Source organism: Aeromonas sp. OTU364 (assembly GCF_038440395.1).
In the GTDB taxonomy this organism is placed as follows: domain Bacteria; phylum Pseudomonadota; class Gammaproteobacteria; order Enterobacterales; family Aeromonadaceae; genus Aeromonas.
Genome location: NZ_JASATR010000002.1, coordinates 278,599 through 302,613, shown reverse-complemented (window position 1 = coordinate 302,613; position 24,015 = coordinate 278,599). Strand labels below are relative to the sequence as shown.

Here is a 24,015-nt window from a genome sequence, read left to right as displayed (position 1 = left end):
TTTTTGTTAATTAATGACAGGAAAAATCTGAGCGCCTGGGTATTCACTGGGTGAGCCGAACACAACAACAGGGATGAATGAAGGCGAAATACGGGGACTTATCACGAGATGCAGAACTGGAAGGAACATGAGTAACAAGCTGATCCCTATCGTCGAGCAGGGGCTCTGCCATCAACTGCTGGCGCGCAATGACATCTATTTCATCAGCTTCGATGAGCAGGAGCAGGTGGTGGCATCCAGCTATCCGGTGGATACCCTGACCCTCAATCGGCTAGACGATCTGGTGTTCCTGGTAGGTCCCGACTACCTGAAGGCCATACGCCAGCGGATCCGGGGCAACCTGCCCACCTTGCATTTCGAGATCCTCAACCTTGCCTTCGAGCTCTTCGCCCATGACGGACCGGACGGCTCCCGCATCTGGTGCCTGCAGATCAAGCCGAGCGAGAGCCAGGACGCCTCAGGCATAGAGCAGGATCACCGGCTCATCAACGAACTCGCTCACTCCCTGGCCGCACTCAGCGACAGCCAGGGGGCGGCGCCCGGTGAGCAGCATCAGCAGCTGATCGCCCGCCACCTGCCCGAAGTGGAGCAAAAACTTACCCAAATTCAAGATCCAGCCCTCAAGATGTGCCTGGAGCTGATCCGCGCCAGCATGGAGAAGAGCCTGCAGGCCGACGGCAACCAACGCCTGCTGGAGGTGCTGACCCCCTCGGAGATGCAGGTGGCCGAGTTCATTCGCAGTGGCATGTCCAGCCAGGAGATCGCCAGCGCCCTCAATGTGGCGCGCAAAACGGTGGAGAATCATCGCAACAGCGTGCGCATCAAGCTGGGGCTGGCCAATCGCGGCGTCAATCTGCGCAACTACCTGCTGAGCCTGGAAAAATAACCCGTGCCACAACAAAGACAGGGCTGGCCTATCACGGCGTCAACCTGCGCAACTACCTGCTGAGCCTGGAAAAATAACCCGTGCCACAACAAAGACAGGGTCGGCCAATCAAGACGATACCCTGCACAACTACTTGCCTGGCCTGGAGCAATCATTCGATGATGAGCGCCAGAGCATGAAGGAGATCACAATGCAGCAAGTCGTTTATGTCGCCAACCCGGTGAGCGGGTTGATCCATGTGTTTCGACTCGAGGACGGCGAGCTGGTCCCGCTGCAGGAAGTCCAGACCGGCGGCGAGGTGCAGCCCCTGGTCATCAGCCCGGACCAGCGCTGGCTCTATGCGGGAGTGCGCCCCGACTTTCGGGTGCTGAGCTACCCCATAGCCGCGGATGGCCGGCTCGGAGCGCCCTGCTCGGCGCCGCTCGATGGCAGCGCCTCCTACACCTGCACCGATGAAACCGGGCGCTTCTTCTTTGCCGCCTCCTACGCCTTCGACCACCTCAGCGTGTCGCCCATGGATGACGCAGGTAGGGTGCTGGCCCCCCACCAGAGCATCGACCGGCTGATGGCCGCCCACTCGGTGACCCTGCTGACAACCAGCCAGGGTCACCAGGAGCTGCTGGTCGCCTGCCTCAAGGAAGATGTCATCCGCCGCTTCACCCTGGGAGAGGATGGTCAGCTGAGCCCCCATCCCCTGGGTGACATCCACACGGCCCCCGGCGCCGGGCCCCGCCATCTGGCGCTGCACCCCACCAACGGCGATCTCTACTGCCTCAATGAGCTCGATGCCACCCTCAGTCGCTACCACAGGGAGGCGGATGGTCGCATCGGCGCGCGGGAGAGCCTGGACATGCTGCCCGAGGGTTATCAGGGAGAGCGCTGGGGGGCCGACATCCACCTGACGCCGGATGGGCGCTTTCTCTACACCAGCGAGCGGGCCAGCAGCCTGCTCAGCCTGTTCGAGGTCGACCAGGGGAACGGCGCCCTGACCCTGCTGGGCCACTTCCCGACCGAAGCCTGCCCCCGCGGTTTTGCCATCGACCACAGCGGCCACTATCTGATCGCCACCGGGCAGAAGTCCCACAGCCTGGCCGTGCACCGCATCGCGGCGCAGACGGGCGAGCTCAGCCTCTCGTCCCGCCAACCCGTGGGGGAAGGGGCCATGTGGGTGAGGGTGCTGAGGCTGGACAAGCCCGCCTGACGGGCCTGAAGCCGCAGAAATGCGCGCGGCGCTCTGATGAGCGCCGCGCAGTGAACACTTGTGTCTGGGCCTTATCTGCTGCCGTTGAGCTCATCGTCCGGCCAGTACTTGTAACCCTGCATGGTGGCCTGCGCCGCCAGCCCCTGTTCGGTGAGCTGGTACATCTTCACCTTCTGGAAGTCGGCATTGGCCGCCTCGCTGACCACCACCTTGCCATCGTCCGCCGACTTGGCGGCCAGATCCGCCTGGGCGCTGGCATCGAACCCTGTGGTGATGAATCTGTCCAGGGCGGCGGCATCGTTGAAGATGATCACGGCCTGGAATTTCTTGATCCCCATGCCGATCCCCATGCCGGCGGTTGCCATCTTCATGTAGGTGTCGCGACCGGTGCGGTTGTCGCGAAGCACCCCATAGCCACTGCCGGCACTCAGTACCAGCAGGTTGTTGTTCACATTGGTGAAGACGGCATAACCCTTGGATCTTGCCACCTCCTGTCTGGTGCTCCCATCCTGAGCATACAGGGTGGAGAGAGTCTGCTGGCGCATCTGCTGAATGTGGTTGCGTTGCTCGGCGGGGGTATCCCCCTTGGCACAGCCAACCAGCAGCAGAACGGCCAGTATATGAATCCATAGACGCATGTCATTACTCCTTCGTGTCTCATGTGCGGGGGGCTGAGGGGGCCTCCCGATCCGGAACCGGATCAGAGGCCATCCGACCCGCTATCAGCTCCGGTACCCCGGGGCGCTGGCCAGATACAAGCCCCTCTTCGCGTCAGTATAACCAGCGCCACTGAACTTCTGCTGACCCGGCAAGCAGTGGGGCCCCGCCACTCGTGGCTTTCGGTGGCAAGATCCCGCTGCGCCGCCAAAGTCTGCCCTACCCCTTGGTCACCTCGCCGAGAAACTCGGTGAAGCGCCGCCAGGACTTGGCATCGGCATCGGCGCGGTAATTGTCCGAGCCAAAGACGCTGAAGGCATGGGGGGCGCCGCTGTAGCTGGTCGCCTCGTGCTTCACCCCGGCGCTCTCCAGCTCGGTGATGAGGGCCGCGAACTGGCCAAGAGAGACTGCCTGATCCGCGCTGCCATGCTGGATCAGCAGGCTGGCCCTGGTCTGCTCGTAGTTCTGACCGGCCGGGGTCTCCAGCCCCCCGTGCACGCTGACGATCCCCTTGAGGCTGGCGCCGCTGCGGGCCAGCTCCAGCACGGCGGCGCCGCCAAAGCAGTAGCCCATCGCCACCGCATTGTCGAGGCGGCCACCCTGCCTGCCCGCCTCGGCGAGTCCTGCCTGCAACAGCTTGCGCATCCTGGCCCTGTCCTGATAGAGCGCCCCGGTGAGGCGCTTGCGCTCTTCCACGGCGGTTGGCCTGACGCCTGCTCCGAACAAGTCCACCGCGAACACGCTGTAACCGAGGGCCACCAGCATCTCGGCCCGCTTCACCTCGTAGTCCGTCAACCCGTCCCAGTCGTGCACCAGCACCACCAAAGGCGCCTGCTTGTCGGCGGCGGCCAGGTAATAGCCTTCGAAGGGCTGACCGTCGACCTGGTAGCGCACCGCACCGGCCTGGGCCGCGCCCCCCCAGATAATCCCCAGCAGGGCCAGGATCCATCTCGTCTTCATGTTCGTCTCCTTGACTGTGAACAACGCCCCTGATTGTAGTCGCCAGGCCGACCCCCGATGGGTAAAGGCGCTCGCGGTGGGAGGCCACAAAAGCAAGAGGCCACCCAGGGGTGGCCTCTTGTCATCGGCATGGTGCGTCCAGGATCAGTATCAGTCCTTGGCCGACTCCATGGCACCCTCTTCGGAGTGCTGGGGCAGGATGAGGTTCAGCAGAATCGCGGCCACCGAGGCCAGACCCACGCCCGCCAGGGCGAAGTCACCTATCTTCATCTCCAGTGCGCCCACCCCCACTGTCAGGGTCACGGCGACGATGGCGATGTTGCGAGCTAGCCCCAGATCCACCTTGGACTCCACCAGGGTCTTGAGACCGATGGCGGCGATGGATCCGAACAGCAGCAGCATGATGCCGCCCATCACCGGCATGGGGATGGAGGTGAGCAGGGCGTTGAACTTGCCGAAGAAGGCCAGAATGATGGCGAACACGGCGGCCCAGGTCATGGTGACCGGGTTGAAGTTGCGGGTGATCATCACGGCACCGGTCACTTCCGCATAGGTGGTGACGGGGGGACCACCGATGAAACCGGCGAAGCAGACGCCGATGCCGTCACCGGCCAGGGTGCGGTGCAGGCCAGGATCCTTGGTGTAGTCCTTGCCGGTCACGCCGCCGATGGCCAGCACGCCACCGATGTGCTCGATACAGGGGGCGATGGCCACCGGCAGCATGAAGAGGGCCGCGGCCCAGTTGATCTCCGGGGTCTCGAAGTGGGGCAGCGCCAGCCAGGGGGCATTGATCATGCCATCGAAGCTCACCTGGCCCATCAGCACGGCGGCCACATAACCGGCGATGACGCCGGAGAGGATGGGGATGAGCTTGATCCAGCCCTTGCAGAACACGGCCGCAATCAGGGTCACCGCAAGCGAGATCCCCGCCAGGGTCAGCGCGGTGGCAGGGGCCACCACCTGCTCGGCCCCGGCACGGCCCATGGCCATGTTGCAGGCCACCTGGGCCACCGACAGGCCGATCACCATGATCACCGGACCAATCACCACAGGGGGCAGCAGCTTGTGCACCAGACCCATGCCGCGCACGCGAATGATGGCCGCCAGGATGAAGTACATGAAGCCGGCGGCAAACAGACCGAACATGGTGGAGGGCAGGCCCCAGGTCTGGGTGGCATAGATGATGGGGGCGATGAAGGCGAAGCTGGAGCCGAGGAAGATCGGGACCTGGCGACGGGTGCAGAGCTGGAACAGCAGGGTGCCTACACCGGCGCCAAGCAGGGCCATGGAGGGGTTCAATCCGGTGAGCAGGGGCACCAGAACCATGGCACCAAAGGCGACAAACAGAATTTGCAACCCGGCGACGCTTTGCTTGACCAAGGAAAACATGGGTATCCTTAATTTTTTGATAACTGACAGGGATAATTGACACTTTTCAGTCATCACAAGACTTTTTCAAGGCATGAGATGCGCCATTTGGCGTCATTTGTTACCTTTCACTGCTTGGGGAGGGCATGAAACTGGCTTTTTAGGCGGGATTCGTTGCTACAAGCATCGAGTATGCGATTTTACGCACTTTTGTGGCCGACGCCAATCGTTTTTCTGGCCGAATGTGATGACAAGGCTTTCAGCCCGGGCCGCCATCCATCGCCTGCTGCGGGAGCAGGTTCGAAAAAGGGTGGCATCCGCCGCCCCTCGCCCCTGTAGTGGCCGGGAACAAAAAAAACGGGGTGGCAGTGCCACCCCGTCGCGATTCCCGTCCCGTGTCAGACCCGGCGATAGGGCAGATAGACAGGCTCCCACATGTGGCTCAGGATGTGCTGCTGCAGATCCTGGCCAATCAGCGGATGGGAGGGGTCCCGGCGCACTATGTCCTTGAGCACCGCAGTCGCCACGTGTACCGAGATGTTGCGCAGCTCGCTGATCCTCGGGTAGACGGTGCCCCGGGCGAGATCCGCCTCATCCACGCACTCCGCCAGCGCGAAGGCCGCCGTGGTGAAGATATCCGGGCTTATCTCGCGGATCTGGCTGACGATGGCGGCCAGCCCCACACCGGGGAAGATGAAGACGTTGTTGCCCTGGCCGATCCGGAACGTCTGGCCCTCATGGTGCACGTCCTTGAACGGGCTGCCGGTGGCGACGATGGCGCGGCCCTGGCTCCAGCGGAAGATGTCTTCCGGCAGCGCCTCGCAGTTGGCGGTGGGGTTGGAGAGGGGGAACACCATGGGGCGCTCGCAGTGGGCCAGCATCAGCTGGATATGCTCCTCCTGGAAGGCGCCACCGGCCCCGCTGGTGCCGAGCAGCACGCTGATGGGCACGTGACGCAGCACCTCGGTCAGCCCCGCCTTGCCCTGCAGATCCCACTGGGTCAGCAGCAGGCCCGGCTTGGCGTAGCGGCGCTTGTATTCATCCAGCCCCTCGCGGTTGTCGCACACCAGCCCCTGGGTATCCAGGATGTAGATGCGATCTCGCGCCGCCTGCGGGTCCAGCCCCTCGCGGATCATCCCCGCGCAGATCTGATCCGCCACCCCGACCCCGCCGGCCCCGGCCCCATAGACCAGGTAGTGCTGCTGGCCCAGGGTCTCGCCCTTGGACTTGACGGCGCCTATGATGCCCGCCAGCACCACGGCCCCTGTGCCCTGGATGTCGTCGTTGAACGAGGGCAGCGTCTGCTGGTAGCGCGACAGATTGTTGAAGGCGTTGGACTTGCTGAAGTCCTCCCACTGCAACACGGCGTTGGGGAAGTGGCGCTTGACCCCGGCCACGAACTTGTCGATGAAGTCGTCGTACTCCTTGCCGCGAATGCGGCGATGGGGCTGACCCAGGTACATGGGGTCGTCCAGCAGCGCCTGGTTGTCGGTGCCCACATCCAGCGCTATGGGCAGGCAGCAGGCGGGGTGGATGCCGGCCCCCAGGGTATAGAGGGAGAGCTTGCCGATGGGGATGCCCATGCCCCCCACCCCCTGATCGCCGATGCCGAGGATCCCCTGGCTGTCGGTGACGACGATGATGCGCACCGCCTTGGCGTCCATGTGGCGGGCGAGGGAGCCCATGTCATCGACGTTCTTCGGGGTGATGTAGAGGCCGCGGGGCTTCTGGAAGCGGTGGCTGAACTCCTGGCACGCCTTGCCCACGGTCGGGGTATAGATGTAGGGAGTCATCTCCTCCACGTGGCGCGACAGCAGGGCGTAGAACAGGGTCTCGTTGCGATCCTGCAGGGCCCGCAGGTTCTGGTACTTCTCGATGTCGCTGCAGGCGCTCAGGAAGCCCTGATAGACCCGTTCCAGCTGGGCTTCGAAGGTCTGCACCTGGGGCGGCAAGAGGCCGTCGAGCTCGAAGTCGGCCCGCTCCTGTTCGGTGAAGGCGGTGCCCTTGTTGAGATTGCGATCGTTGAGCAGATCGGTGCCTGTCAGTGCAACGGGGCGAAAGTCCTCTCCCTGTGCGTCTTTCCACAGCAGATATTGTCCGGTAGCCATAGTCATTCTCTTTGATTTACATGAAGTTGCCATTCGGCAGGAGAGCAAGACTCAGATTGCAGGGGATCATATGATGTTTGGGGATTCGGTTTTGTGAGCTTGGGCATACCCTGCGGCCAAAGCCCCCTCTCCTGCCGGACTCATGGCCGCCGGGCTTGCCCCGGCGGGGCGCTTGGCGCAAGATCGGCAGACATTCGATGCCGCCAGCGCCTTTGCCAGAGCAGACGCTGAACACGCGACATATCACCTCACAGACCCCTGGAGCCCCATGAGCCGCAGCGACCTCCCCTTCCCCGTCTCCGCCGTGATCCTGGCCGGCGGCCGTGCCACCCGCATGGGGGGCGACGACAAGGGCTGGGTGCCCCTGGCGGGCAAGCCCCTGATAGTCCATGTGCTGGAGCGTCTGCGCCCCCAGGTGGACGAGGTGCTGATCAACGCCAACCGCAGCGAGGAGCGCTACCGGGCGCTAGCCCCCGTCATCGGCGACGCGCAGGCCGACTTCCAGGGGCCGCTCGCTGGCATGCAGGCTGGCCTGGCCGCCGCCCGCCACGACTGGGTGCTGTTCGTGCCCTGCGACGGCCCCGCCCTGCCCCGGGATCTGATGGCCCGCTTTCGCGCCGCCATGACGGCGCAGAGCGAGCTGGTGGTGGCCCACGACGGCCAGCACCTGCAACCCGTGGTCGCCCTGCTCCATCGCGCCCTGCTCCCCTCACTGCAACTGGCCCTGGCAGAGGGAGAACGCAAGACCGGGGCCTGGTTTGCCCGCCACCGGATGACGGTGGTGCCCTTTGCCGACCAGCCCGATGCCTTCGTCAACCTCAACAGCCCGGCCGAGCTCGCCGCCTACGAGGCGAGCCTGCCGCATCAGGAGCCGCTGGCGGGGGGTGTGCGACCATGAACGCCCCAGGGCCCCTGCTCGGCTTCGTCGCCTGGAGCGGCACCGGCAAGACCACCCTGCTGGAGCGCCTCATTCCCCTGCTCGGCCAGCGCGGCCTGCGGCTCGGGGTGCTCAAGCATACCCATCACCACTTCGACATGGACAAGCCGGGCAAGGACAGCCATCGCCTGCGCCAGGCCGGTGCCCGCCAGGTGATGGCGGCCTCCTCCCTGCGCCACGCCCTGATCTGCGAGACCCGGGAGCAAGAGCCCTCCCTGGAGGCGCTGCTGGCCCGCTTCGACTGGGCGCAGCTCGATCTGCTGCTGGTCGAGGGGTTCAAGCATCACCATTTTCCCAAGATAGAGCTCCATCGCCGCGCCCTCGGCAGGCCCCTGCTGCTCCCGGAGGACCCGGACATAGTGGCGCTCATCAGCGATGCGCCCGAGGCAACGACCCTGCCCCAGTTTCGTTTCGAGGCCCTGGACGCCATCGCAGACTTCATCTGCGCCCGGCTGCCCCGGGATGCCAGCAGCCAGCCCACCTTGCCGCCGCTGCAGCTGCTCGCCCTGGCCCTGGAGGCCATGCCCAATCCGGCGGGGGAGGCTTGCCTGCCCGGCCACCTCAGCCAGGATGCCAACGGCTGCTTGCAGGTGCGCCCGGCAAGTGCTTTCATGCCCTCTGCCCTGCCCTTGGCCAACTGCGTGATCGAATGCCCAGCCCGATCGGCCATCACCCAAGGTGAACGGGTCCGGATCCGCCTCTTGCCGTGATGGCGAGCGTCCGCCAGCACGGCAACACGAGATGATCAACCTGACATGAGACGACTCCCTTGCGCCTGAACACGCCGCTCTCCCGATTCGATCTGCTGATCTATGGTCGCTACCGCCTGGTCCACGGCCTGCGCATCGCCCTGGCCTTCACCCTCACCTTCCTGCTGACCCGGGAGCTCAAGCTGCCGGAGAGCACCTGGCCTCTCATCACCCTGGTGGTGGTGATGGGTCCCATCTCGTTCTGGGGCAACGTGCTCTCCCGGGCGCTGCAACGGGTGGTCGGCACCATCTTCGGTGCCGCCTGCGGGGTGGTGGCCCTCTATCTGGAGCTCTACTCCCAGCCCCTGATGCTGGTCTGGTGCAGCGCCATCATGTTCCTGTGCGGCTACCTGGCGCTCGGCAAGCGCCCCTATGTGGGGCTGCTCATCGGCATCACCCTGGGGGTCATAGTCGGCGGGGTGCCGGGAGACATAGAGACGGCGCTCTGGCGCAGCGGCGACGTCATCCTGGGATCCATGCTGGCCCTGCTGTTTTGCAGCATCTACCCCCAGCGGGCCTATACCCACTGGCGGCTGCAGATGCATGACAGCCTGCAGCAGGCGCAACGGATCTATCACACCCACCTCTCCCCCAATATCCTGGAGCGCCCCAGGCTGGCCCAAAGCCACGCCCGCCTGCTCACCAAGATAGTCAGCCTGCGCCCCCTGCTGGCGCCCGCCGTCAAGGAGACCCGTCTCAACAGCTCACTGTTCGAGGCCGTCCAGACCACGATGCGCAACACCTTCTGCACCCTGGAGATGCTGGCCAACACCTACTGGCGGGATCGCCAGAGCCACTTCCTGATGCAGAGCCACCCCGGCCTGCGCGCCTGCCAGCAGGCCACGGAGGCGGTGATCATCCAGCTCGCCCTCATGCTCAAGAGCGGCGACAGCAGCGCCGCCGAGCAGGCCATCGCCCGATTGCAGGCGGCCGCCGCCGAGGTGCAGGCCGAGGTGCGCCCGGGGGCCGACGACGAGGCCACCATCAGCGGCTACCTCTGGCTCAACCTGCAGCTCACCGAACAGATAGCCCACCTCCACCGCCTGCTGGGACTGGTGATGAACCCGCCCCGCAGTCAGGGCAGCAAGCCGGACTAACAGAACGCCCCGCAATGGGGGCGTTCTGTCTTTGGTCTCCGGCCACTCGGGCCATGACGGCGCCGTCGGCCTTAACCGGCCTGCGCCAGGGGCTGTTCCGGCGTGAGGTAGAGGGAGAAGTCCCGGATCCCCGCCTTCAGGGCGGCGAAACAGTCGGGATCGATGGCGCTGCCCAGATGCTCGGCCATCATCTCCAGCGCCTGGGGCACAGGGATGGCGTCCCGGTAGGGGCGCTTGGCGGTGATGGCGTCGAAGATGTCGGCGGTAGTGATGATGCGCGTCTCAAGGGAGATCTCCGCCCCCTTGAGTCCCTTGGGGTAGCCCTTGCCGTCCAGCCGCTCATGGTGGGCACCGGCCACCTGGGCCAGCTCCTCGAAGGCGCCGATGCGGCTCAGGATCTCCTCGGTATAGGCGGCATGCAGCTGCACCGCCGCCCACTCCTGCCCATCGAGCTTGCCCGGCTTGTCGAGGATGGCGTTGCTCACCCCGAGCTTGCCCACGTCGTGAAGCAGGGCCCCCCGCTTGAGCCAGCGCCGTCTTGATGCAGACAAGCCCATCTGGGCGGCGAGAATGTCGGTGTAGAGCGCCACCCTGCCGCTGTGGCCCGCGGTATAGGGGCTCTTGGAGTCCACCACCTGACCGAAGGCCGCGGCGATTTCGTCCAGATAATCCTCATCGAGTGCCACCTCCCCCTGACCGGCAGGGTGGTCGAAGACCCACTCGGTCAGCCTGGGATCCACCAGCCCCTGCCAGAACGCCTCGTCGGCCAGCGCGTCAAACTCGGCGACCAGGGCGGGATCAAACCAGCTGCCGCTGCGCTCGCGCAGCTCCCTGAGCGCCGCATCCGGCCCTGCGGCGGCATGAAACACATCCACCACCTGACAGAGCAGGGCGATGCGGGAGAAGAGCGGGATCGCCTCCCCCGCCAGTTGCAGCGGCCGCCCCTTGCCATTCCAGTGTTCATCGAGGGAGAGGATGCCGTTGGCCACCGCGTCACTGAAGCGCAGCTGGCGAGCGATGTCCGCCCCCCGGTGACAGCGAGTCTGGATCAGCTCGTTGGCTATCTGATCGCCGTTGCGAAAGATGTGGAACAGGCTACGAAAACGGCCGAGCAGATCCGCCTGCAAGCCGGTGTGACCCAGCACGAAGTTGACCACCTCGGAGAGGGAGCCATCCACCAGCTTGAAGTCGCGCTTGAAGTGAAGATCGTCGGTGAGATAGAGCTCGCAGATGCGGGCGGCATTGCTGCTGCACCCCAGATCCTTGAGCAGCAGGGTGTAATAGAGGTCGTGGCGCTGCCGGGCATCCAGTCCCAGCCGCTCCCCCAGACGGGCACCTATCCAGCAGCAGCGGATGCAGTGTCCTCGTGGTTGACCCTCGGTCATGTCCAGGGCATGACTGAGGGAACCAATCAATTCAGCCAACCGCAATCCGGTCACCGCCATAGCCTGCTCTCCCTTAGACATAATGGCGATCTTGCCAGCCGCTTGTTTATACCCTTTTCAGATGGAAAAAGATCGGCTTTCTGAAGAAGTTACACCTCCACCTTGCCTGCGCCTGCCTTTTCGTCCAGCTGCTTGCGGGTCAGGGTCGAGACCAGCTTGTCGTCCAGGTAGATGTCCAGCAGCTCGCCGCGCATCTCCCCGCGCATCATGTCGCGATGGCCGTCGATGTAGTGGATCTCCATCTGGGCCGTGCGCTCGTCCGGGTAGCTCACCTTCACCTCGCGCACCCCTTGCGGCAGCATGGCGAGCGGCACCTTGTTGAGGGCCGGATCCAGATGCTGGTTGACCTTGATCACCGCGTCGGCCTTGTGATCCACCAGGGCCGGAGACTTGCCGGTGATGGGGTTCTTGCCAGACCAGAATTCGATGGTGTTGAACACGAACAGATCCGCCGTCGCCGCCAGGCCATAGACGGGGGAGAGCAGGACGAAGACACCGGCACGGCCGTAGCGATTGTCCACCACGCTGAGGTTGCCCTTGGTCACCATGGAGGAGAGCCCCATCTGCCCCATGCAACCGCCGAGCCCCATGCTCGCCACCGTCCCCAGCAGCAGGGCCAGGGCCCTGCCTTTGTGTCGTACTGCCATTGTTCTCTACCCGCTCAATGAAAAATGAGGCGGCAGCCTAAACAAGGGGGCGGGGCGCCACAATTCACAAGGCCGGGGTGGTACAGCCAGGGTTCAGCTTGGTGGCTCGTTCGCTCACTCTTTTGGCGATCTCGCCAGAGGGTGTCGCAACCGCAGGCGGCTCAGATGGAGAGTGCCGAGACCGTCTGGGAGACCCGGCTCGCCTCCTGGTGGATGTCGTTCATCAGCTTGTCCACCTCGCTGATTTGCTGCTTGCCGAGTTCGGCGCTGCCCGCCACCCCGGCCATGTCGTCGGTCACCCTAGCGGTCAGCTCGCGGTTCTTCTGCACCACCTTGGCTATCTCGGCGGTGGAAAGGGAGGTGCGGGCCGCCAGCTGGCGTACTTCGTCGGCCACCACGGCAAAACCCCGTCCCTGCTCCCCCGCCCGCGCCGCCTCGATGGCCGCATTGAGGGCCAGCAGATTGGTCTGATCGGCGATGGCGCTGATGGTCGAGACGATGGCCTCTATGCTCCTGGACTGCTCGTTGAGCTGGCCGACGAGGGCGATGGCCTGATCCACCTGGGCGGCGATGAGGGAAGAGGTATCGACCACGGCGCGCAGCAGCTCGGCCCCGGCCTCGGCGCTGCAGAGGGTCTCCTGCGCCGTGCTGTGGGCGAGGCGGGCCGCCTCCCGGGTGGCGTGGTTCTGCTCGATGCGGGCCGTGATGTCGCTGGCGAACTTGACGACCTTCACCACCTTGCCGCTCTGATCCCGGATCGGGTTGTAGGTGGCCTCCAGCCAGACGGCGTCTCCCCGGCTGTTGTGGCGCATGAAGAGACCGGACTTGAACTGGCCACGGGCCAGCTCCTCCCAGAATCTGGGCTGCTCGCGCAGGAAGGCCTCATCGCAGAAGATCCTGTGATGCTTGCCCGCAATCTCGTTCAGGCGATAGCCCATGGTGTCCAGGAAGTTGGCGTTGGCGCCGATGATCTCGCCGCTCGGGGTGAACTCTATCATGGCCCGGGAGCGGTCCAGCGCCTGGGAGAGCGCCTCCAGGTGCTGCAGCCGCTGATGCCGGGCCGTCACATCGCTGGCCAGCTTCACCACCCGGGTCACCCTGCCCCGGGTCTTCACCGGGAAATAGCTCGCCTCCAGCCAGCGGGTCTCCCCCTGCCTGTTCACCCGCTCGAAGGTGCCGGACTGCGCCTCCCCCTGGGCGAGGCGGCGCCAGAACTGCTGATAGTCGGTGGAGCCGGTCCAGCCCTCGGGGCAGAGCAGGCGGTGGTGGCGCCCCTGCAGCTCGCCCGCGCCATATCCCATCAGGCTCAGGAAGGGCTCGCTGACCTCCAGGATCTCCCCGTCCGGGCTGAAGATGATGGTCGCGGCACTGCCCTTGATCGCCTGGGCGAAGCCCTGCTCTTCCTCGAGCCGAGCCTGACAGGCCTGCAACTGCGCCTTGAGTTTGTGATTGAACATGACACTCCTACCTCGTTGACGATCCGGATCGGCACCACAGCCTCCCCCACTGACTGTATCGGCCCCGCGAGTCCCAAGATGAGTGGTCAGATGACCTTGGAGCACGGGGCGCGCAGTGTAGAGAAAAGCAACGCCGCCGCCAAGAGCGCCAGTACGTAAAAGAATCGACTCAGGATCACTGCGCCTCGCTCAGGGCGCCGGGCACCACTCCAGGCAGGCCGGGTTGGAAACAAAACCGAGCCGCTCGTAGAGCGGACGCCCCTGATCGCTGGCGTGCAGCCACAGCTTGCCCAGTCGCTGTTCCCGGGCATGGGCCGCCATGGCATCGAGCAGGATGCTCGCCATGCCCCGCTTGCGCCAGGCCGGCCGGGTATACATGTTGAGCAGATAGGCCTCGCGTCCCGCCAGGTTGCCCGGATAGGGGGGCCGCACGAAGAGCGCCAGGGTGCCGCACGCCACCGCCTCCCCATCGACCTCCACCAGCCAGGAGCGGGCGCAGCCCTCTTCCTGCGCCCGGGTGAAATAGGTCAACGTCGCCTGCCAGAGGGCGGGGTCCTCATCGGGCCGGGCAAGCTCCCCCACCTCGCAAAAGAGCGCCATGCGAAGATGCACCAGGGCGGGAATGTCGGCGGCCAGGGCCTCGCGAACCATCATCTGTATCTCCTTGGGGGACATGACAAGAAGGGGCCCGCAGGCCCCTTCATCTGGCAGCCACGTTAATGGCCGCTGCGCCCCTTTGCAAGGCGCCAGCTGTCCAGCGACAGGGGGCCAGCCCCCCACACCGCCAGGGTCAGCAGCATCCAGCCCCACAGCTGGTGATCGTGAAAGCCCCCCGCCCACAGGGTGGGATAGGAGATGACCGCCATGGCGTTGAAGCCAAACAGCAGCAAGGCGACCGGGCGGGTGAAGAGGCCCGCCAGCAGGAAGAGCGGCAGCAGCAGCTCGGTCGCGGTGCCCACGTAGGCCGCCCACTGCCAGGGCAGCAGGGGCACCTGATACTCGAACTCGAACAGGTAGAGGGTGGAGTCCCAGGCCGTGAACTTGAGCCAGCCGGATCGCAGGAAGACGGCGGCGACCCAGAGCCTGGCCAGCAGCAGCAGGGCGCCGCTGCACCAGGGCAGGATGCGCTCGGCAAAGAGGCCAAGCGGCTTGGTGAGAGTCTGTGTTGTCATGGGGCAAGCTCCAGATCGACCAGCAGATCGAGGGTGATGAGGGGGGGCAGGTGTTCGGCCATGGCCGGCTCCCGGGCCAGCAGGCTGGCCAGCGGCCTGCCCTGCTGGCAGCCTTGCAGCAGGCGCCAGGCGGCGGCATCCAGGGGGATGGGCTCGACCCTGTGGCCGGGGCGTTTTTTCAGGGCCAGCCAGCAGGGGGTATCCAGCTCGCTGACCGTCTCCCCGCCGTGCAGGGCCATCTGCCAGAGCGCCAGCACCGGATGGCGGCTCTCAAGCAGCAGCAGATCGCAGGCGGGATGCAGCACCAGCCGATCCCACTGGGCCGGGGCAAGGGCGGCGAGCCGCTCGGCGGGCCAGCACCTGGACTCTGGCGCCAGCAGGGAGGCGCGCTCCAGCAGCCACTCGAAGCGGGCCAGCTCCCCGAGCCAGGGCATAGCCCGGGTGGTGGGCAAGCCTTCGAGCCAGGCGCCAAAACCCTCCCCGTAGTCCATGACGCTCCCCTCCTCCAGGGGCTCGGCCAGCACGAATCCTCGCGCCGCCGCCTCAAAGAAGGTCTCGCCGACCATGGCGCGTACCGCGGGATAGCTGCTGGCGAGCACCTCGGTGAGGCCGAGGATGAAGTTGTTGCGATAGATCTGCAGCAGGGCGTCGGGGGCAAAGCGCCCCGGCTGGATGCGCGCGAGGATGGCGTCATCCACCCCGAGCAGACCGCTCGCAAAGGAACGTTGCAGGGAGGCCAGCTCAGACATGGGCGGCCTCCCGGGAGGTTCGCTGCGCCGCGCTCAGTATGGCGTCGGCACGTCCGGCCTCTTCCAGCAGCACAGGCAAGGGGGGTATCTCCAGATCCCACTCGATCAGGGTGGGGATGGCGCTAAGCCCGCAGACCTGCCGATAGAGCGCCCACACCGGCTCGGCCACAGGGGCGCTGTGGGTGTCGATATAGAGGTGCCCCTGGGGCAACTCCTTGTCGGTAAACCCGGCCAGGTGGATCTCCCCGACCGTCCCGAGCTCGATGGTGGCCAGGTAGTCGGCGCAATCCAAGCCGTGATTGACGCTGCTGACATAAAGGTTGTTGAGATCGAGCAGGACGCCGCAGCCGCTGCGCCGCGCCAGCTCCGCCAGAAACTCAGCCTCCCCCATCTCCCCGGGCAGCTGCAGGTAGGAGGAGGGATTCTCGATAAGCAGTTGCCGGCCCAGGGCCTGCTGCACCCGCTCTATCTTGTCGCTCATGTGCGAGAGGGCCTCGCGGGTGTAGGGCATGGGCAGCAGATCGTTGAAATAGCGCCCGCCTATGCTGCCCCAGCTCAGGTGCTCGGAGACCCGCACCGGCGAGATGGCCGCCACCAGGGCCGCCAGCTGGCGCAGGTGCGCAGGGTCGAGCGGGTCGGCTGAGCCAAGGGACATGCCGACCCCGTGCAGGCTGACGGGGTAGTGCCCGGCGAGTTCGGCCAGCACCTCGAAGCCCTTGCCGTGGCGCTCGAAGTAGTTTTCGCTGTGCACCTCGAGCCAGCCTACCCCGGGCAGGGTCTGGCGGATCTCGTCATTGTGGGGGGGGCGTAAACCTATACCGATCAAGGGGCTCATGGCGGGGCTCTCTCAAAAATGAGGGCCATGATGTGGCGGGCGCCACATCATGGCACAGTGCTTACTTGGGTTGCAGCGACCCGCCAGCGAGCTTCTCGCACAGGCCCTTGGGCACCACCACGAAGGCATCCCCCTGGGCATCCATCTTGGCGGTACCGGCGCAGGAGCCGCCCTTGCTGGCGCAATCGTTCTTGCCCGCCTTGACCACGCCGTAGCACTTCTCCTTGTCGTCCGCCGCCATGACAGGCGCGGCGATGAACTGGGCACCCAGGGCCAGCAGACCCGTCATGGCAGAGGCAATGGCAGTACTCTTTTTCACGTTCATGTCCATATTCCTTATTGTCGTGAGTGGTGTCTCCGGCGCATCTCATCCGGTTACGTTCAATAGAACCGGACGAGGGGAGAAAAGATTTCCCAAAAATTGAAAAAAACCTGAAAAAAAGCCAACAAAACGCCAATAACATATTGTTTTTTAGTGAATATAAATTTAATCAAAAAATGGGGGATATGCGGCGGCCCGGCCATCCCTTATCAAGGAGGCCTTGCCAAGGACGCCGGGATAACGCCCCCCTTGCTCCGCCACCCCACAGCCACCACAACAAGAGAGGGGCACATGGCCCCTCTCTTTTCCCAGACGAGCGCCTTCCCGAGGCGCTCGCTCACCCCTTGCCCCCGGTCTCAGGTGGTCTTGACACACTTTTGCACGAAGCTGTTCTTGGCCGCCCCGGCGAGCTTCTTGTCGGCGGCCGCCTTCTCGCACTGAGCCATCTTGTCGGTGGCGGCGTCCGTCTTCACGCACTTCTGGATAAAGCTGTTCTTGGCCGCCCCGGCCAGCTTCTTGTCGGCGGCCGCCTTCTCGCACTGGCTCGCCTTGGTGCTGGCCGAGGCATCCTTGACGCACTTGCCCACAAAGCTGGTCTTGGCGGCGCCCGCCAGCTTTTTGGCTGCGGCCTGCGCCTCGCACTCCTGCTGCGCCGCGCTGTGGGCCGTCCCCATACCGAACAAAAATACCGTCATCAGGATGGCAATGAATTTCATCTGGCAAACCCTCGTTGTTGATTCGATTGTGATTCTGGCGACAAAGGGACAAGGCTCAGCGCCCCTCTCCTTTCAGGTTGCACTATAGTCGCCCCGTTTGAAGACAACCAAGCCGCCCCCCTGTGTTCCGCCATAGGCGGGAGCGGGCGCACCTGGGGGGCGTGACCAGAATGCCCGCTCTTTTAGTCTCTTTTGTGAACAATGGCCCTATAGTGTCTTGAGTCCCGCTACCCAAAGGTGCCCCATGAACGCTCCTCGCCCCCCCAGATGCACACTGTCACTGCCCATCTTCATCCCGGGTCTGCTCTTCATCCTGGGGCTGCTGGCCGTCTGCTCCCTGGCGCCGGAGGCGGCCGCACGCTTCTTCGGCAGCGGCCAGAGCTGGATAGCCGATCACTTCAGCTGGTTCTATGTGCTGGTGGTCGGCATGTTCCTGATCCTGCTGCTGGTGCTGGCCTTCAGCAGCTACGGCAACATCCGGCTCGGGCCGGACGACGCCAGGCCCGAGTTCAGCTTCACCTCCTGGCTCGCCATGCTGTTTGCCGCCGGCATGGGCATAGGGCTCATGTATTTCGGGGTGGGCGAGCCCATGACCCACTTCGTCTCCCCGCCCCAGGCGACCCCCCTGACCCCGGTTGCCGCCCGCGAGGCCATGGTCACCACCTTCTTCCACTGGGGCTTTCACGCCTGGGCCATCTACGCCATCGTCGGCCTGGTGCTGGCCTACTTCGGCTTTCGCTACAACCTGCCCCTGACCATACGCTCGGGCCTCTACCCCATCTTCAAGGAGAAGATCCACGGGCCGCTCGGCCATGCGGTGGACGTCTTCGCCCTGGTGGGCACCATCTTCGGCATCGCCACCACGCTGGGTTACGGGGTCTTGCAACTGTCGGCAGGGATCACCCGGCTCACCGGGATGGACACCTCGGGGGAGCTGTTCCGCTTTGGCCTCATCGGGGTCGTCATCGCCCTGGCCGGTCTGTCGGCTGTCACCGGGCTCGACAAGGGGGTCAAGCGCCTCTCCGAGCTGAACCTCTTCCTCGCCATAGTGCTGCTGCTGTTCGTGCTGGTGGCCGGCCCCACCCAGTACCTGCTGGGGGCCCTGTCCGAGAACATAGGCAACTATGTCTCCTCCTTGAGCCAGCTCACCTTCCGCACCTTCACCTACAGCGAGACCCGCCAGGCGGGCTGGTTTGGCAACTGGACCCTGCTCTACTGGGCCTGGTGGATCTCCTGGTCCCCCTTCGTCGGCCTCTTCATCGCCCGCATCTCCCGCGGGCGCACCCTGCGCGAGTTCATCCTGGGCGTCTTGTTCGTGCCCACCGCCTTCAACCTGCTGTGGATGACGGTGTTCGGCAACGCGGCCATCTGGGCCAGCCAGCAGGAAGGGGGCCAGACCCTGATCGACTCGGTCGGCAACATAGACACCCTGCTGTTCAACTTCTTTGACCTCTTGCCGGGGGCCGACATCACCTCGGCGCTGGCGGTGATCCTCATCAGCGTCTTCTTCGTCACCTCCGCCGACTCGGGGGCCTTCGTCATCGACAACATCGCCACCCAGGGCAAGGAGGGCTCCCCCATCTGGCAGCGCCTGTTCTGGGCCCTGCTGCTCGGTGTCACCGCGGGTACCCTGATGAGCACGGGGGGGCTGGCGGCGCTGCAATCCATGACGCTGATCGCCGCCCTGCCGTTCGCCTTCATCATGGTGCTGCTCTGCCTCGGTCTGGTGCGCGGCCTCATCGCGGACAAGGAGCACTCGGCCAGACGCCTCTCACCCGCCACCGATTTTTGGAACGGCAAGCAGTGGCGCACCCGCATGGATCACCTGCTGAGCCCCTCCACCGAGGCGGATGCCCACCGCTTCCTGCACGAGACAGCCCTGCCTGCCCTGACCGCCCTGTGCCGGGAGTTCGAGGCCCGCGGGCTCACCAGCCGGGTCGAGCAGGATGCGGATCAGTGCCACCTGCTGGTGCCTCAGGAGGGACGGCGGGACTTCTGCTACGGGGTGCGCATCGAGGCCCGCCCCGCCCCCGCCTTCAACCCCCTGGAGGCGACCCACAACCACGATCCCGAGGCCCGCATCTTCGAGCCCATCACCTTCTTCGCCGACGGCCGCGCCGGTTACGACATCCAGTACCTGACCCGGGACGAGCTGAGCGCCGACGTCTTGCGCCAGTACGAGCGCTATTTGGTGCTGAGCCAGGACCAGGGGCAGGATCTGCTGAGCGGCGCCCCCGAGCATACCCCGCCCGAAACCGGGGCCTGATGGCGCAGTTATGGGCAAACGGGTAACGCCCTGGCCCGACAGGCGAGCAGGTGCCCAACCCGAGCAATAAAAATCCCCCATCAAGGGGGATTTTTATTGGCCGTCATCTGGCTAGTTGACGGAAACCCACGGCACGCCCCTCTGCCATACCCAACGCTGTAATTGTTGAGCTGGCGCAAAAAACGCAGATCTTCCTGATAGTTGCGTCACTTTCTGGCTGGTTTGCATATGAGGCTTGAGCATATGCTGGTCATTCGGCGCCTACAGCACCATCCGGGCCCCGCCCGCTGGAAAACTTGGGACACCCACCTTTCTGAGCCAGCCATTACCTGGCTGGCTATCTCTCTCATCACACACAGCTCCCCCCAAGAACCCGCTAGAGATCGGGTAAGCAAGCGATTTTTATTTGGCGGGCCGCGTGTTCAGACGTGGTAATGCCTGACACCACACAAATGCCAAGGGGGTAAAACGGGATCTAACAGATTAACAAGGTGGCTGATGGCATCGTCGCTGGCCGCAGTGCCAGGCAAACTGCTGGCAGTGGTCTTTGTCACCCACCACTCTGATGCCCTGGCGCCTGAACAGTGTCACTTGTTTCAACCAACGGGCACCATCAAGGCCCAATCGCGCCAGAATGGGAGCCAGGTGAGCAGGGATATAGCCCCGCTTGTCAGCTCTTATCGCGCGACCTGTCCAATCCACCAGCATTAGATAATCGGTAAAGGCATAAGGCAGGCCCTCCGGTTGGGCTTGGCTTGCGAATGGCAGCAATAAAGGTGGCAATGGCGCGTCTGGTTGCTCTCCCTCAAAGCGTTGCTTGATGCTGGTGTAATCGCTCTCCTCAGGTCGGTCAGCCAATGCCGCCCGTATCGGGTTGAGGTCAACGTAGGCCATGCAGGCCAACAGGGCTGGCTCGGTGAGCAGAGCCTGACTCTTGAAGCGTCCTTCCCAGAAATGGCCCTTGCAGCCATCTTCCCGATTCGCCTGCCGTGCCAGATTTTCATTGAGCAGCCGCACAAACCAGCTGATGGAATGAAGCCGCTCCCGCCACTGCCCTATCAGTTGTTGCACCACAGTCCGCTCGGGCTCAATCAGGGATTCCCCCTGATACCAGCGCCGTACCAATAGCGGCCACTGGAACAGTGCCGCCCAACGTTCGGCCACCTCCCGCTCGCTCCAACTTGCTGCGGTGTCGGGCTCCACTTTGAGCACCAGGTGATAGTGGTTGCTCATCACCGCATAAGCACAAATACCGATGGCAAACAGTCGCGACAGTTGGCCCAGCTTGTCGACCACCCATTGGCGACGATGCTCGTAACTCTGACCAGAATGGGCATCTTCCCCGCATAGAAAAGCTCGCCGCACGCAGCGGCTGACCACATGGTAGTAAGGCGTATCTTGCAGGCTGATTTGACGTGAACGGGCAATGGTCATGGCTCACCCCCTGGGCTGTAACCTCTCAAGCCAAGTACACGACTAAACCGCTGTCAAAAAGGTGGGTGTCCCGACTTACACGTCGCGAGTGAGGTAGGGATCTGGGAGTGGATCTGGGACACACAGCTTTGTCAGTGTCAAAAATGTGGGTGTCCCAACTAACCCCTCCTCCTCCAACTTATCCCTCCCAACTTCCCCCTAATCGTTTGCAGGCCGATCGCCGGGCTGCTGCGCCGCCAGCAGGGATGCGCCGTAGGAGTTGTCTATGGTGCAGCGCCACTGCCCGCCGAGCTCTTTGCGAAACACATAGGTGGCGCGGCGGGTTTCATCAATCCAGCCCTCGCCGCCCGGGTAGCGCAGCCGGGTCTCCATGATCACCAGGGCGTTGTCGGCCCCCTCTATCACCTCCATGGCACCCTGGGTCACCTCAAGGCGGCCGTCAAAGTAATCGGAGATGGCGGTGAAGGCGCGGCGGATGGCGGGAATGCCGCGCACCACCATGCCGGGTTTGACCACCAGGGCGGCATCCTCGGCGTAGAAGGCCATCAGGGCATCGAAGTCGCGCCGGGAGATGGCGGCGTCGCAGGTCTCGATCAAGGTGCGAAGGGGATGCTGGCTCATGTCGTGCTCCTTGTTTCAGGGTCATCATCCAGGGCGGGGTTTCCCGCCCTCTGCCAGACATAAAAAATCCCCCGCTCTCGTGATAAAAGCGGGGGATCTTCAGCGTCTCATGGCGACTTAGCCGAGCAGGAAGGTCTTGAGGCGACCAAAGTCTGCGGGCAGGTTGTGGGAGAGCAGCGGCAGCGCGGCATGCTTGGCAAGCGGGCCCGGCAGCGGCACATCCAGATTCAGGATCTCGTCCACCGACTCCTTGAACTTGGCCGGATGGGCGGTGCACAGGAACACCCCGACCTCGTCCTCGGCGAGCTGCTCGTTCAGCAGATCCCAGGCAATGGCGCCGTGGGGCTCGCACAGGTAATCCTGCTGATGCAGGCGTTTGAGCGCATCGCGAGTCTCGGCATCGCTGCGCATGCCGGAGCCCAGGGTCTCCAGCGCCCAGCCTTCCCGGCGGCAAAGCTCCTCTACCCGCGGCCAGTTGTTGGGGCGGCTCACGTCCATGGCGTTGGACAGGGTCGCCACCGTCTGGTGCGGCTCCCAACTGCCGGTTTTCAAGTAGCGCGGCACGGTATCGTTGGCGTTGGTGGCGGCGATAAAGCGCTTCACCGGCAGACCCAGCGCCTTGGCGATGAGGCCCGCGGTGAGGTTGCCGAAGTTGCCGGACGGCACGCTGATGACCGCCTTGGCGCGGTCGGCCTTGGGCAGCTGGGCCAGGGCCTCGAAGTAGTAGCAGACCTGGGCCAGCAGGCGGCTGATGTTGATGGAGTTGGCGGAGTTAAGGCCAATCGCCTTCTTCAGCGCCTCGTCGTCAAAGGCATCTTTGACCAGCGCCTGGCAGGCATCGAAGTCGCCGTCGATGGCGATGGTACGTATGTTGCCGCCCAGGGTGCAGAAGAGCGCCTCCTGCAGCGGGCTTATCTTGCCCTTGGGGTAGAGGATCACCACCTCAATCCCCTCCAGGCCGTAGAAGGCGTGGGCCACGGCGGCGCCGGTGTCGCCGGAGGTGGCGGTGAGGATAGTGATCTTGTCGTTGGTCCTGAAGGTCGCGAGGCACTGGGCCATAAAGCGGCCGCCGAAGTCCTTGAACGCCAGGGTCGGGCCGTGGAACAGCTCGAGGGCATAGGTGCCGTCTTTGAGCTTCACCAGGGGCGCCGGGAAGGTAAAAGCGGCATTGATCAGCTCGCTCACCTTAGGCTTGGGCACTTCGTCCCCCAGCAGGTGGCTGATGATGCGAGAGGAGCGCTCGGCGAGCGGCAGCGCCAGCAGGGCATCCACATCGGCCAGGGGCGCGATGGTTTCGGGGAAGAAGAGCCCCTGCTCGCGGCCCAGACCCTGGCGCACCGCCTGGGCGAAGCTCACCTGTTCACTCTTGTCCTTGATATTGTAAAGATTCATAGCTCGCTTCCTGTTACCCGTGCCCCGGCCATGTCCAGTTTGCAGACCCGGGCAAATCCATCTTCATTGCGCACGAAATGCGCTTCCATCCACTCTTTCATCCGCTCGGCCTGGGCCAGATCCTTCATCACCACGAAGACGGTGGGACCTGAGCCCGAGATGCCGGTGGCGAGCGCCCCGTTCTGGGCCGCCTGGGCCCGCACCTCGTTGAAGCCTTCGATCAGGGCCGCGCGGTACGGCTCGGCGATCACGTCTTTGAGCACGCTGGCCGCCAACCCCTCCTGCCCTGTGTAACTGGCGTGCACGAAGGCCGCCAGGCGGCGGCCATAGGTGAGGCAATCCTGACGGCGATACTGGGCCGGCAGTATGGCGCGGGCGGCGGCGGTGGAGACCACGGTCCCCGGATAGCAGACCACCCAGTACCACTGCTCGAACACCGGAATGCCCTGGCTGATGACGCCGTGCTCTTCCAGCACCAGCTGCATGCCGCCGAGATAACAGGGCGCCACGTTGTCGTAGTGAACCGAGCCGGAGATCTTGCCTTCCATCTCCCCCATCAGCAGCAGCATGTCGTGTTCATTAAGGGGGGCGCCGTGGAAGGCGTTGAGGCCTTCCAGCGCCGCCACCACGCTGCAGGCGCTGGAGCCCAGACCCGAGCCCACCGGCAGGTTCTTCTCCAGCACCATCTCCAGCGGCTTGAGTCTCAGGCCGCGCTTCTCCAGGGCCTCCCCATAGGCAAGCCAGCAGTCATGGAGGATGTTCTTCTTTGGATCATCCGGCAGCTTGTGGGCATAGCGGCCCACGGAGGAGAGGGCAAACGCCACATCGGCCGCCTTTACCTGGACGCGATCCCCGAGCAGGGAACCATCCACGGGGGCGAGCGCCGCCCCCAGTACGTCGAAGCCCACGCTCAGGTTGGCGCTGGAGGCCGGGGCATAGGCGACCACGCTGCCGCCTTGCGCCATGGTATCTTGTTCAAAATCGGGGTTCATCGCT

At 64.4% G+C, this 24,015-nt stretch carries 22 protein-coding genes and 1 pseudogene; 6 read left to right on the top strand and 17 right to left on the bottom strand.

The genetic code is table 11. The features are described from left to right. Positions 1–127 precede the first annotated feature (127 nt). Together AAHB08_RS04240 and pgl are read left to right on the top strand one after the other, a co-directional pair. Positions 128–886, top strand: coding sequence for a response regulator transcription factor (locus tag AAHB08_RS04240; protein ID WP_342058196.1), 759 nt, complete (start codon positions 128–130; stop codon positions 884–886). A 190-nt stretch (positions 887–1,076) separates the two neighbouring features. Continuing rightward, positions 1,077–2,087 carry a 6-phosphogluconolactonase gene (pgl, locus tag AAHB08_RS04235; protein ID WP_342058195.1) on the top strand — a complete coding sequence of 337 codons (1,011 nt, stop codon included), beginning with the start codon at positions 1,077–1,079 and terminating at the stop codon, positions 2,085–2,087. 71 nt (positions 2,088–2,158) lie between these two features. Here the strand turns inward: pgl and AAHB08_RS04230 are convergent, their stop codons facing one another. The 4 genes from AAHB08_RS04230 to AAHB08_RS04215 form a co-directional block, all read right to left on the bottom strand. After that, positions 2,159–2,725 carry a lipid-binding SYLF domain-containing protein gene (locus AAHB08_RS04230; RefSeq protein WP_342058194.1) on the bottom strand — a complete coding sequence of 189 codons (567 nt, stop codon included), beginning with the start codon at positions 2,723–2,725 and terminating at the stop codon, positions 2,159–2,161. Between the two features lie 238 nt (positions 2,726–2,963). Then, positions 2,964–3,704, bottom strand: a complete 741-nt coding sequence (locus AAHB08_RS04225; protein ID WP_202046801.1) for a dienelactone hydrolase family protein — start codon at positions 3,702–3,704, stop codon at positions 2,964–2,966. Positions 3,705–3,854: 150 nt separating this feature from the next. Next, on the bottom strand, positions 3,855–5,093 hold the full coding sequence (locus AAHB08_RS04220; protein WP_162519309.1) for a uracil-xanthine permease family protein: 1,239 nt from the start codon (positions 5,091–5,093) through the stop codon (positions 3,855–3,857). Between the two features lie 377 nt (positions 5,094–5,470). Continuing rightward, the gene (locus AAHB08_RS04215) at positions 5,471–7,180 is read right to left on the bottom strand and encodes an NAD-dependent malic enzyme (RefSeq protein WP_342058193.1); all 1,710 of its coding nucleotides are present in this window, start codon (positions 7,178–7,180) and stop codon (positions 5,471–5,473) included. 268 nt (positions 7,181–7,448) lie between these two features. On the opposite strand from AAHB08_RS04215, the gene mobA reads away from it, so the two are divergent. The 3 genes and pseudogenes from mobA to AAHB08_RS04200 all read left to right on the top strand — a co-directional run bounded on the left by mobA (position 7,449) and on the right by AAHB08_RS04200 (position 9,963). Further along, complete coding sequence (gene mobA / locus AAHB08_RS04210) at positions 7,449–8,078, top strand: molybdenum cofactor guanylyltransferase MobA (protein ID WP_342058192.1); 630 nt, start codon at positions 7,449–7,451, stop codon at positions 8,076–8,078. Then, a pseudogene (gene mobB / locus AAHB08_RS04205) lies at positions 8,075–8,563 on the top strand (molybdopterin-guanine dinucleotide biosynthesis protein B); the annotation flags it as partial. The gene mobA and the pseudogene mobB, both read left to right, overlap by 4 nt. 323 nt (positions 8,564–8,886) lie before the next feature. After that, positions 8,887–9,963, top strand: a complete 1,077-nt coding sequence (locus AAHB08_RS04200; RefSeq protein WP_342058191.1) for an FUSC family protein — start codon at positions 8,887–8,889, stop codon at positions 9,961–9,963. Positions 9,964–10,034: 71 nt separating this feature from the next. Here AAHB08_RS04200 and AAHB08_RS04195 read toward each other — a convergent pair whose 3' ends face one another. The 9 genes from AAHB08_RS04195 to AAHB08_RS04155 form a co-directional block, all read right to left on the bottom strand. Beyond that, positions 10,035–11,408, bottom strand: coding sequence for an HD-GYP domain-containing protein (locus tag AAHB08_RS04195; RefSeq protein WP_342058190.1), 1,374 nt, complete (start codon positions 11,406–11,408; stop codon positions 10,035–10,037). An 89-nt stretch (positions 11,409–11,497) separates the two neighbouring features. Continuing rightward, positions 11,498–12,055 (bottom strand): DUF3332 domain-containing protein, encoded by a 558-nt coding sequence (locus AAHB08_RS04190; RefSeq protein WP_139439344.1) that lies wholly within the window; start codon positions 12,053–12,055, stop codon positions 11,498–11,500. A gap of 161 nt (positions 12,056–12,216) precedes the next feature. Next, positions 12,217–13,512 carry a methyl-accepting chemotaxis protein gene (locus AAHB08_RS04185; protein WP_342058189.1) on the bottom strand — a complete coding sequence of 432 codons (1,296 nt, stop codon included), beginning with the start codon at positions 13,510–13,512 and terminating at the stop codon, positions 12,217–12,219. 189 nt (positions 13,513–13,701) lie between these two features. Then, a complete protein-coding gene (locus tag AAHB08_RS04180) occupies positions 13,702–14,166 on the bottom strand; it encodes a GNAT family N-acetyltransferase (protein WP_342058188.1) in 465 nt (154 codons plus the stop codon). 62 nt (positions 14,167–14,228) lie between these two features. Further along, complete coding sequence (locus tag AAHB08_RS04175; RefSeq protein WP_319913274.1) at positions 14,229–14,684, bottom strand: DoxX family protein; 456 nt, start codon at positions 14,682–14,684, stop codon at positions 14,229–14,231. Beyond that, a complete protein-coding gene (locus AAHB08_RS04170) occupies positions 14,681–15,433 on the bottom strand; it encodes a DNA-binding domain-containing protein (protein ID WP_342058187.1) in 753 nt (250 codons plus the stop codon). Before AAHB08_RS04170 ends, AAHB08_RS04175 begins: the two co-directional genes overlap by 4 nt. Then, the gene (bufB, locus tag AAHB08_RS04165) at positions 15,426–16,268 is read right to left on the bottom strand and encodes an MNIO family bufferin maturase (RefSeq protein WP_342058186.1); all 843 of its coding nucleotides are present in this window, start codon (positions 16,266–16,268) and stop codon (positions 15,426–15,428) included. The genes AAHB08_RS04170 and bufB overlap by 8 nt, the downstream gene beginning before the upstream one ends. A gap of 61 nt (positions 16,269–16,329) precedes the next feature. Further along, positions 16,330–16,593: a BufA1 family periplasmic bufferin-type metallophore gene (locus AAHB08_RS04160; protein WP_005328858.1), complete on the bottom strand. Its 264-nt coding sequence runs from the start codon at positions 16,591–16,593 to the stop codon at positions 16,330–16,332. A gap of 353 nt (positions 16,594–16,946) precedes the next feature. Continuing rightward, positions 16,947–17,306: a hypothetical protein gene (locus AAHB08_RS04155; RefSeq protein WP_342058185.1), complete on the bottom strand. Its 360-nt coding sequence runs from the start codon at positions 17,304–17,306 to the stop codon at positions 16,947–16,949. 244 nt (positions 17,307–17,550) lie between these two features. Here AAHB08_RS04155 and AAHB08_RS04150 point away from each other — a divergent pair, with 244 nt between their 5' ends. Continuing rightward, on the top strand, positions 17,551–19,572 hold the full coding sequence (locus tag AAHB08_RS04150) for a BCCT family transporter (RefSeq protein ID WP_342058184.1): 2,022 nt from the start codon (positions 17,551–17,553) through the stop codon (positions 19,570–19,572). 483 nt (positions 19,573–20,055) lie between these two features. Here the strand turns inward: AAHB08_RS04150 and AAHB08_RS04145 are convergent, their stop codons facing one another. The 4 genes from AAHB08_RS04145 to thrB form a co-directional block, all read right to left on the bottom strand. After that, entirely contained in the window at positions 20,056–21,006 is a 951-nt protein-coding gene (locus AAHB08_RS04145) for an alpha-amylase family glycosyl hydrolase (RefSeq protein WP_342058183.1), read from the bottom strand. A gap of 198 nt (positions 21,007–21,204) precedes the next feature. Then, the gene (locus tag AAHB08_RS04140) at positions 21,205–21,627 is read right to left on the bottom strand and encodes a YybH family protein (protein ID WP_342058182.1); all 423 of its coding nucleotides are present in this window, start codon (positions 21,625–21,627) and stop codon (positions 21,205–21,207) included. Positions 21,628–21,744: 117 nt separating this feature from the next. Next, positions 21,745–23,019 carry a threonine synthase gene (gene thrC, locus AAHB08_RS04135; protein ID WP_342058181.1) on the bottom strand — a complete coding sequence of 425 codons (1,275 nt, stop codon included), beginning with the start codon at positions 23,017–23,019 and terminating at the stop codon, positions 21,745–21,747. After that, positions 23,016–23,984 (bottom strand): homoserine kinase, encoded by a 969-nt coding sequence (thrB, locus tag AAHB08_RS04130; protein WP_319913417.1) that lies wholly within the window; start codon positions 23,982–23,984, stop codon positions 23,016–23,018. Before thrB ends, thrC begins: the two co-directional genes overlap by 4 nt. Positions 23,985–24,015: the final 31 nt, after the last annotated feature.

Bases quoted from the DNA above. Each gene is read 5' to 3' on its own strand.
- AAHB08_RS04240 (WP_342058196.1), top strand. From the start codon at position 128: ATGAGTAACAAGCTGATCCCTATCGTCGAGCAGGGGCTCTGCCATCAA.
- pgl (WP_342058195.1), top strand. From the start codon at position 1,077: ATGCAGCAAGTCGTTTATGTCGCCAACCCGGTGAGCGGGTTGATCCAT.
- AAHB08_RS04230 (WP_342058194.1), bottom strand. From the start codon at position 2,725: ATGCGTCTATGGATTCATATACTGGCCGTTCTGCTGCTGGTTGGCTGT.
- AAHB08_RS04225 (WP_202046801.1), bottom strand. From the start codon at position 3,704: ATGAAGACGAGATGGATCCTGGCCCTGCTGGGGATTATCTGGGGGGGC.
- AAHB08_RS04220 (WP_162519309.1), bottom strand. From the start codon at position 5,093: ATGTTTTCCTTGGTCAAGCAAAGCGTCGCCGGGTTGCAAATTCTGTTT.
- AAHB08_RS04215 (WP_342058193.1), bottom strand. From the start codon at position 7,180: ATGGCTACCGGACAATATCTGCTGTGGAAAGACGCACAGGGAGAGGAC.
- mobA (WP_342058192.1), top strand. From the start codon at position 7,449: ATGAGCCGCAGCGACCTCCCCTTCCCCGTCTCCGCCGTGATCCTGGCC.
- AAHB08_RS04195 (WP_342058190.1), bottom strand. From the start codon at position 11,408: ATGGCGGTGACCGGATTGCGGTTGGCTGAATTGATTGGTTCCCTCAGT.
- AAHB08_RS04190 (WP_139439344.1), bottom strand. From the start codon at position 12,055: ATGGCAGTACGACACAAAGGCAGGGCCCTGGCCCTGCTGCTGGGGACG.
- AAHB08_RS04185 (WP_342058189.1), bottom strand. From the start codon at position 13,512: ATGTTCAATCACAAACTCAAGGCGCAGTTGCAGGCCTGTCAGGCTCGG.
- AAHB08_RS04180 (WP_342058188.1), bottom strand. From the start codon at position 14,166: ATGATGGTTCGCGAGGCCCTGGCCGCCGACATTCCCGCCCTGGTGCAT.
- AAHB08_RS04175 (WP_319913274.1), bottom strand. From the start codon at position 14,684: ATGACAACACAGACTCTCACCAAGCCGCTTGGCCTCTTTGCCGAGCGC.
- AAHB08_RS04170 (WP_342058187.1), bottom strand. From the start codon at position 15,433: ATGTCTGAGCTGGCCTCCCTGCAACGTTCCTTTGCGAGCGGTCTGCTC.
- bufB (WP_342058186.1), bottom strand. From the start codon at position 16,268: ATGAGCCCCTTGATCGGTATAGGTTTACGCCCCCCCCACAATGACGAG.
- AAHB08_RS04160 (WP_005328858.1), bottom strand. From the start codon at position 16,593: ATGAACGTGAAAAAGAGTACTGCCATTGCCTCTGCCATGACGGGTCTG.
- AAHB08_RS04155 (WP_342058185.1), bottom strand. From the start codon at position 17,306: ATGAAATTCATTGCCATCCTGATGACGGTATTTTTGTTCGGTATGGGG.
- AAHB08_RS04150 (WP_342058184.1), top strand. From the start codon at position 17,551: ATGAACGCTCCTCGCCCCCCCAGATGCACACTGTCACTGCCCATCTTC.
- AAHB08_RS04145 (WP_342058183.1), bottom strand. From the start codon at position 21,006: ATGACCATTGCCCGTTCACGTCAAATCAGCCTGCAAGATACGCCTTAC.
- AAHB08_RS04140 (WP_342058182.1), bottom strand. From the start codon at position 21,627: ATGAGCCAGCATCCCCTTCGCACCTTGATCGAGACCTGCGACGCCGCC.
- thrC (WP_342058181.1), bottom strand. From the start codon at position 23,019: ATGAATCTTTACAATATCAAGGACAAGAGTGAACAGGTGAGCTTCGCC.
- thrB (WP_319913417.1), bottom strand. From the start codon at position 23,984: ATGGCGCAAGGCGGCAGCGTGGTCGCCTATGCCCCGGCCTCCAGCGCC.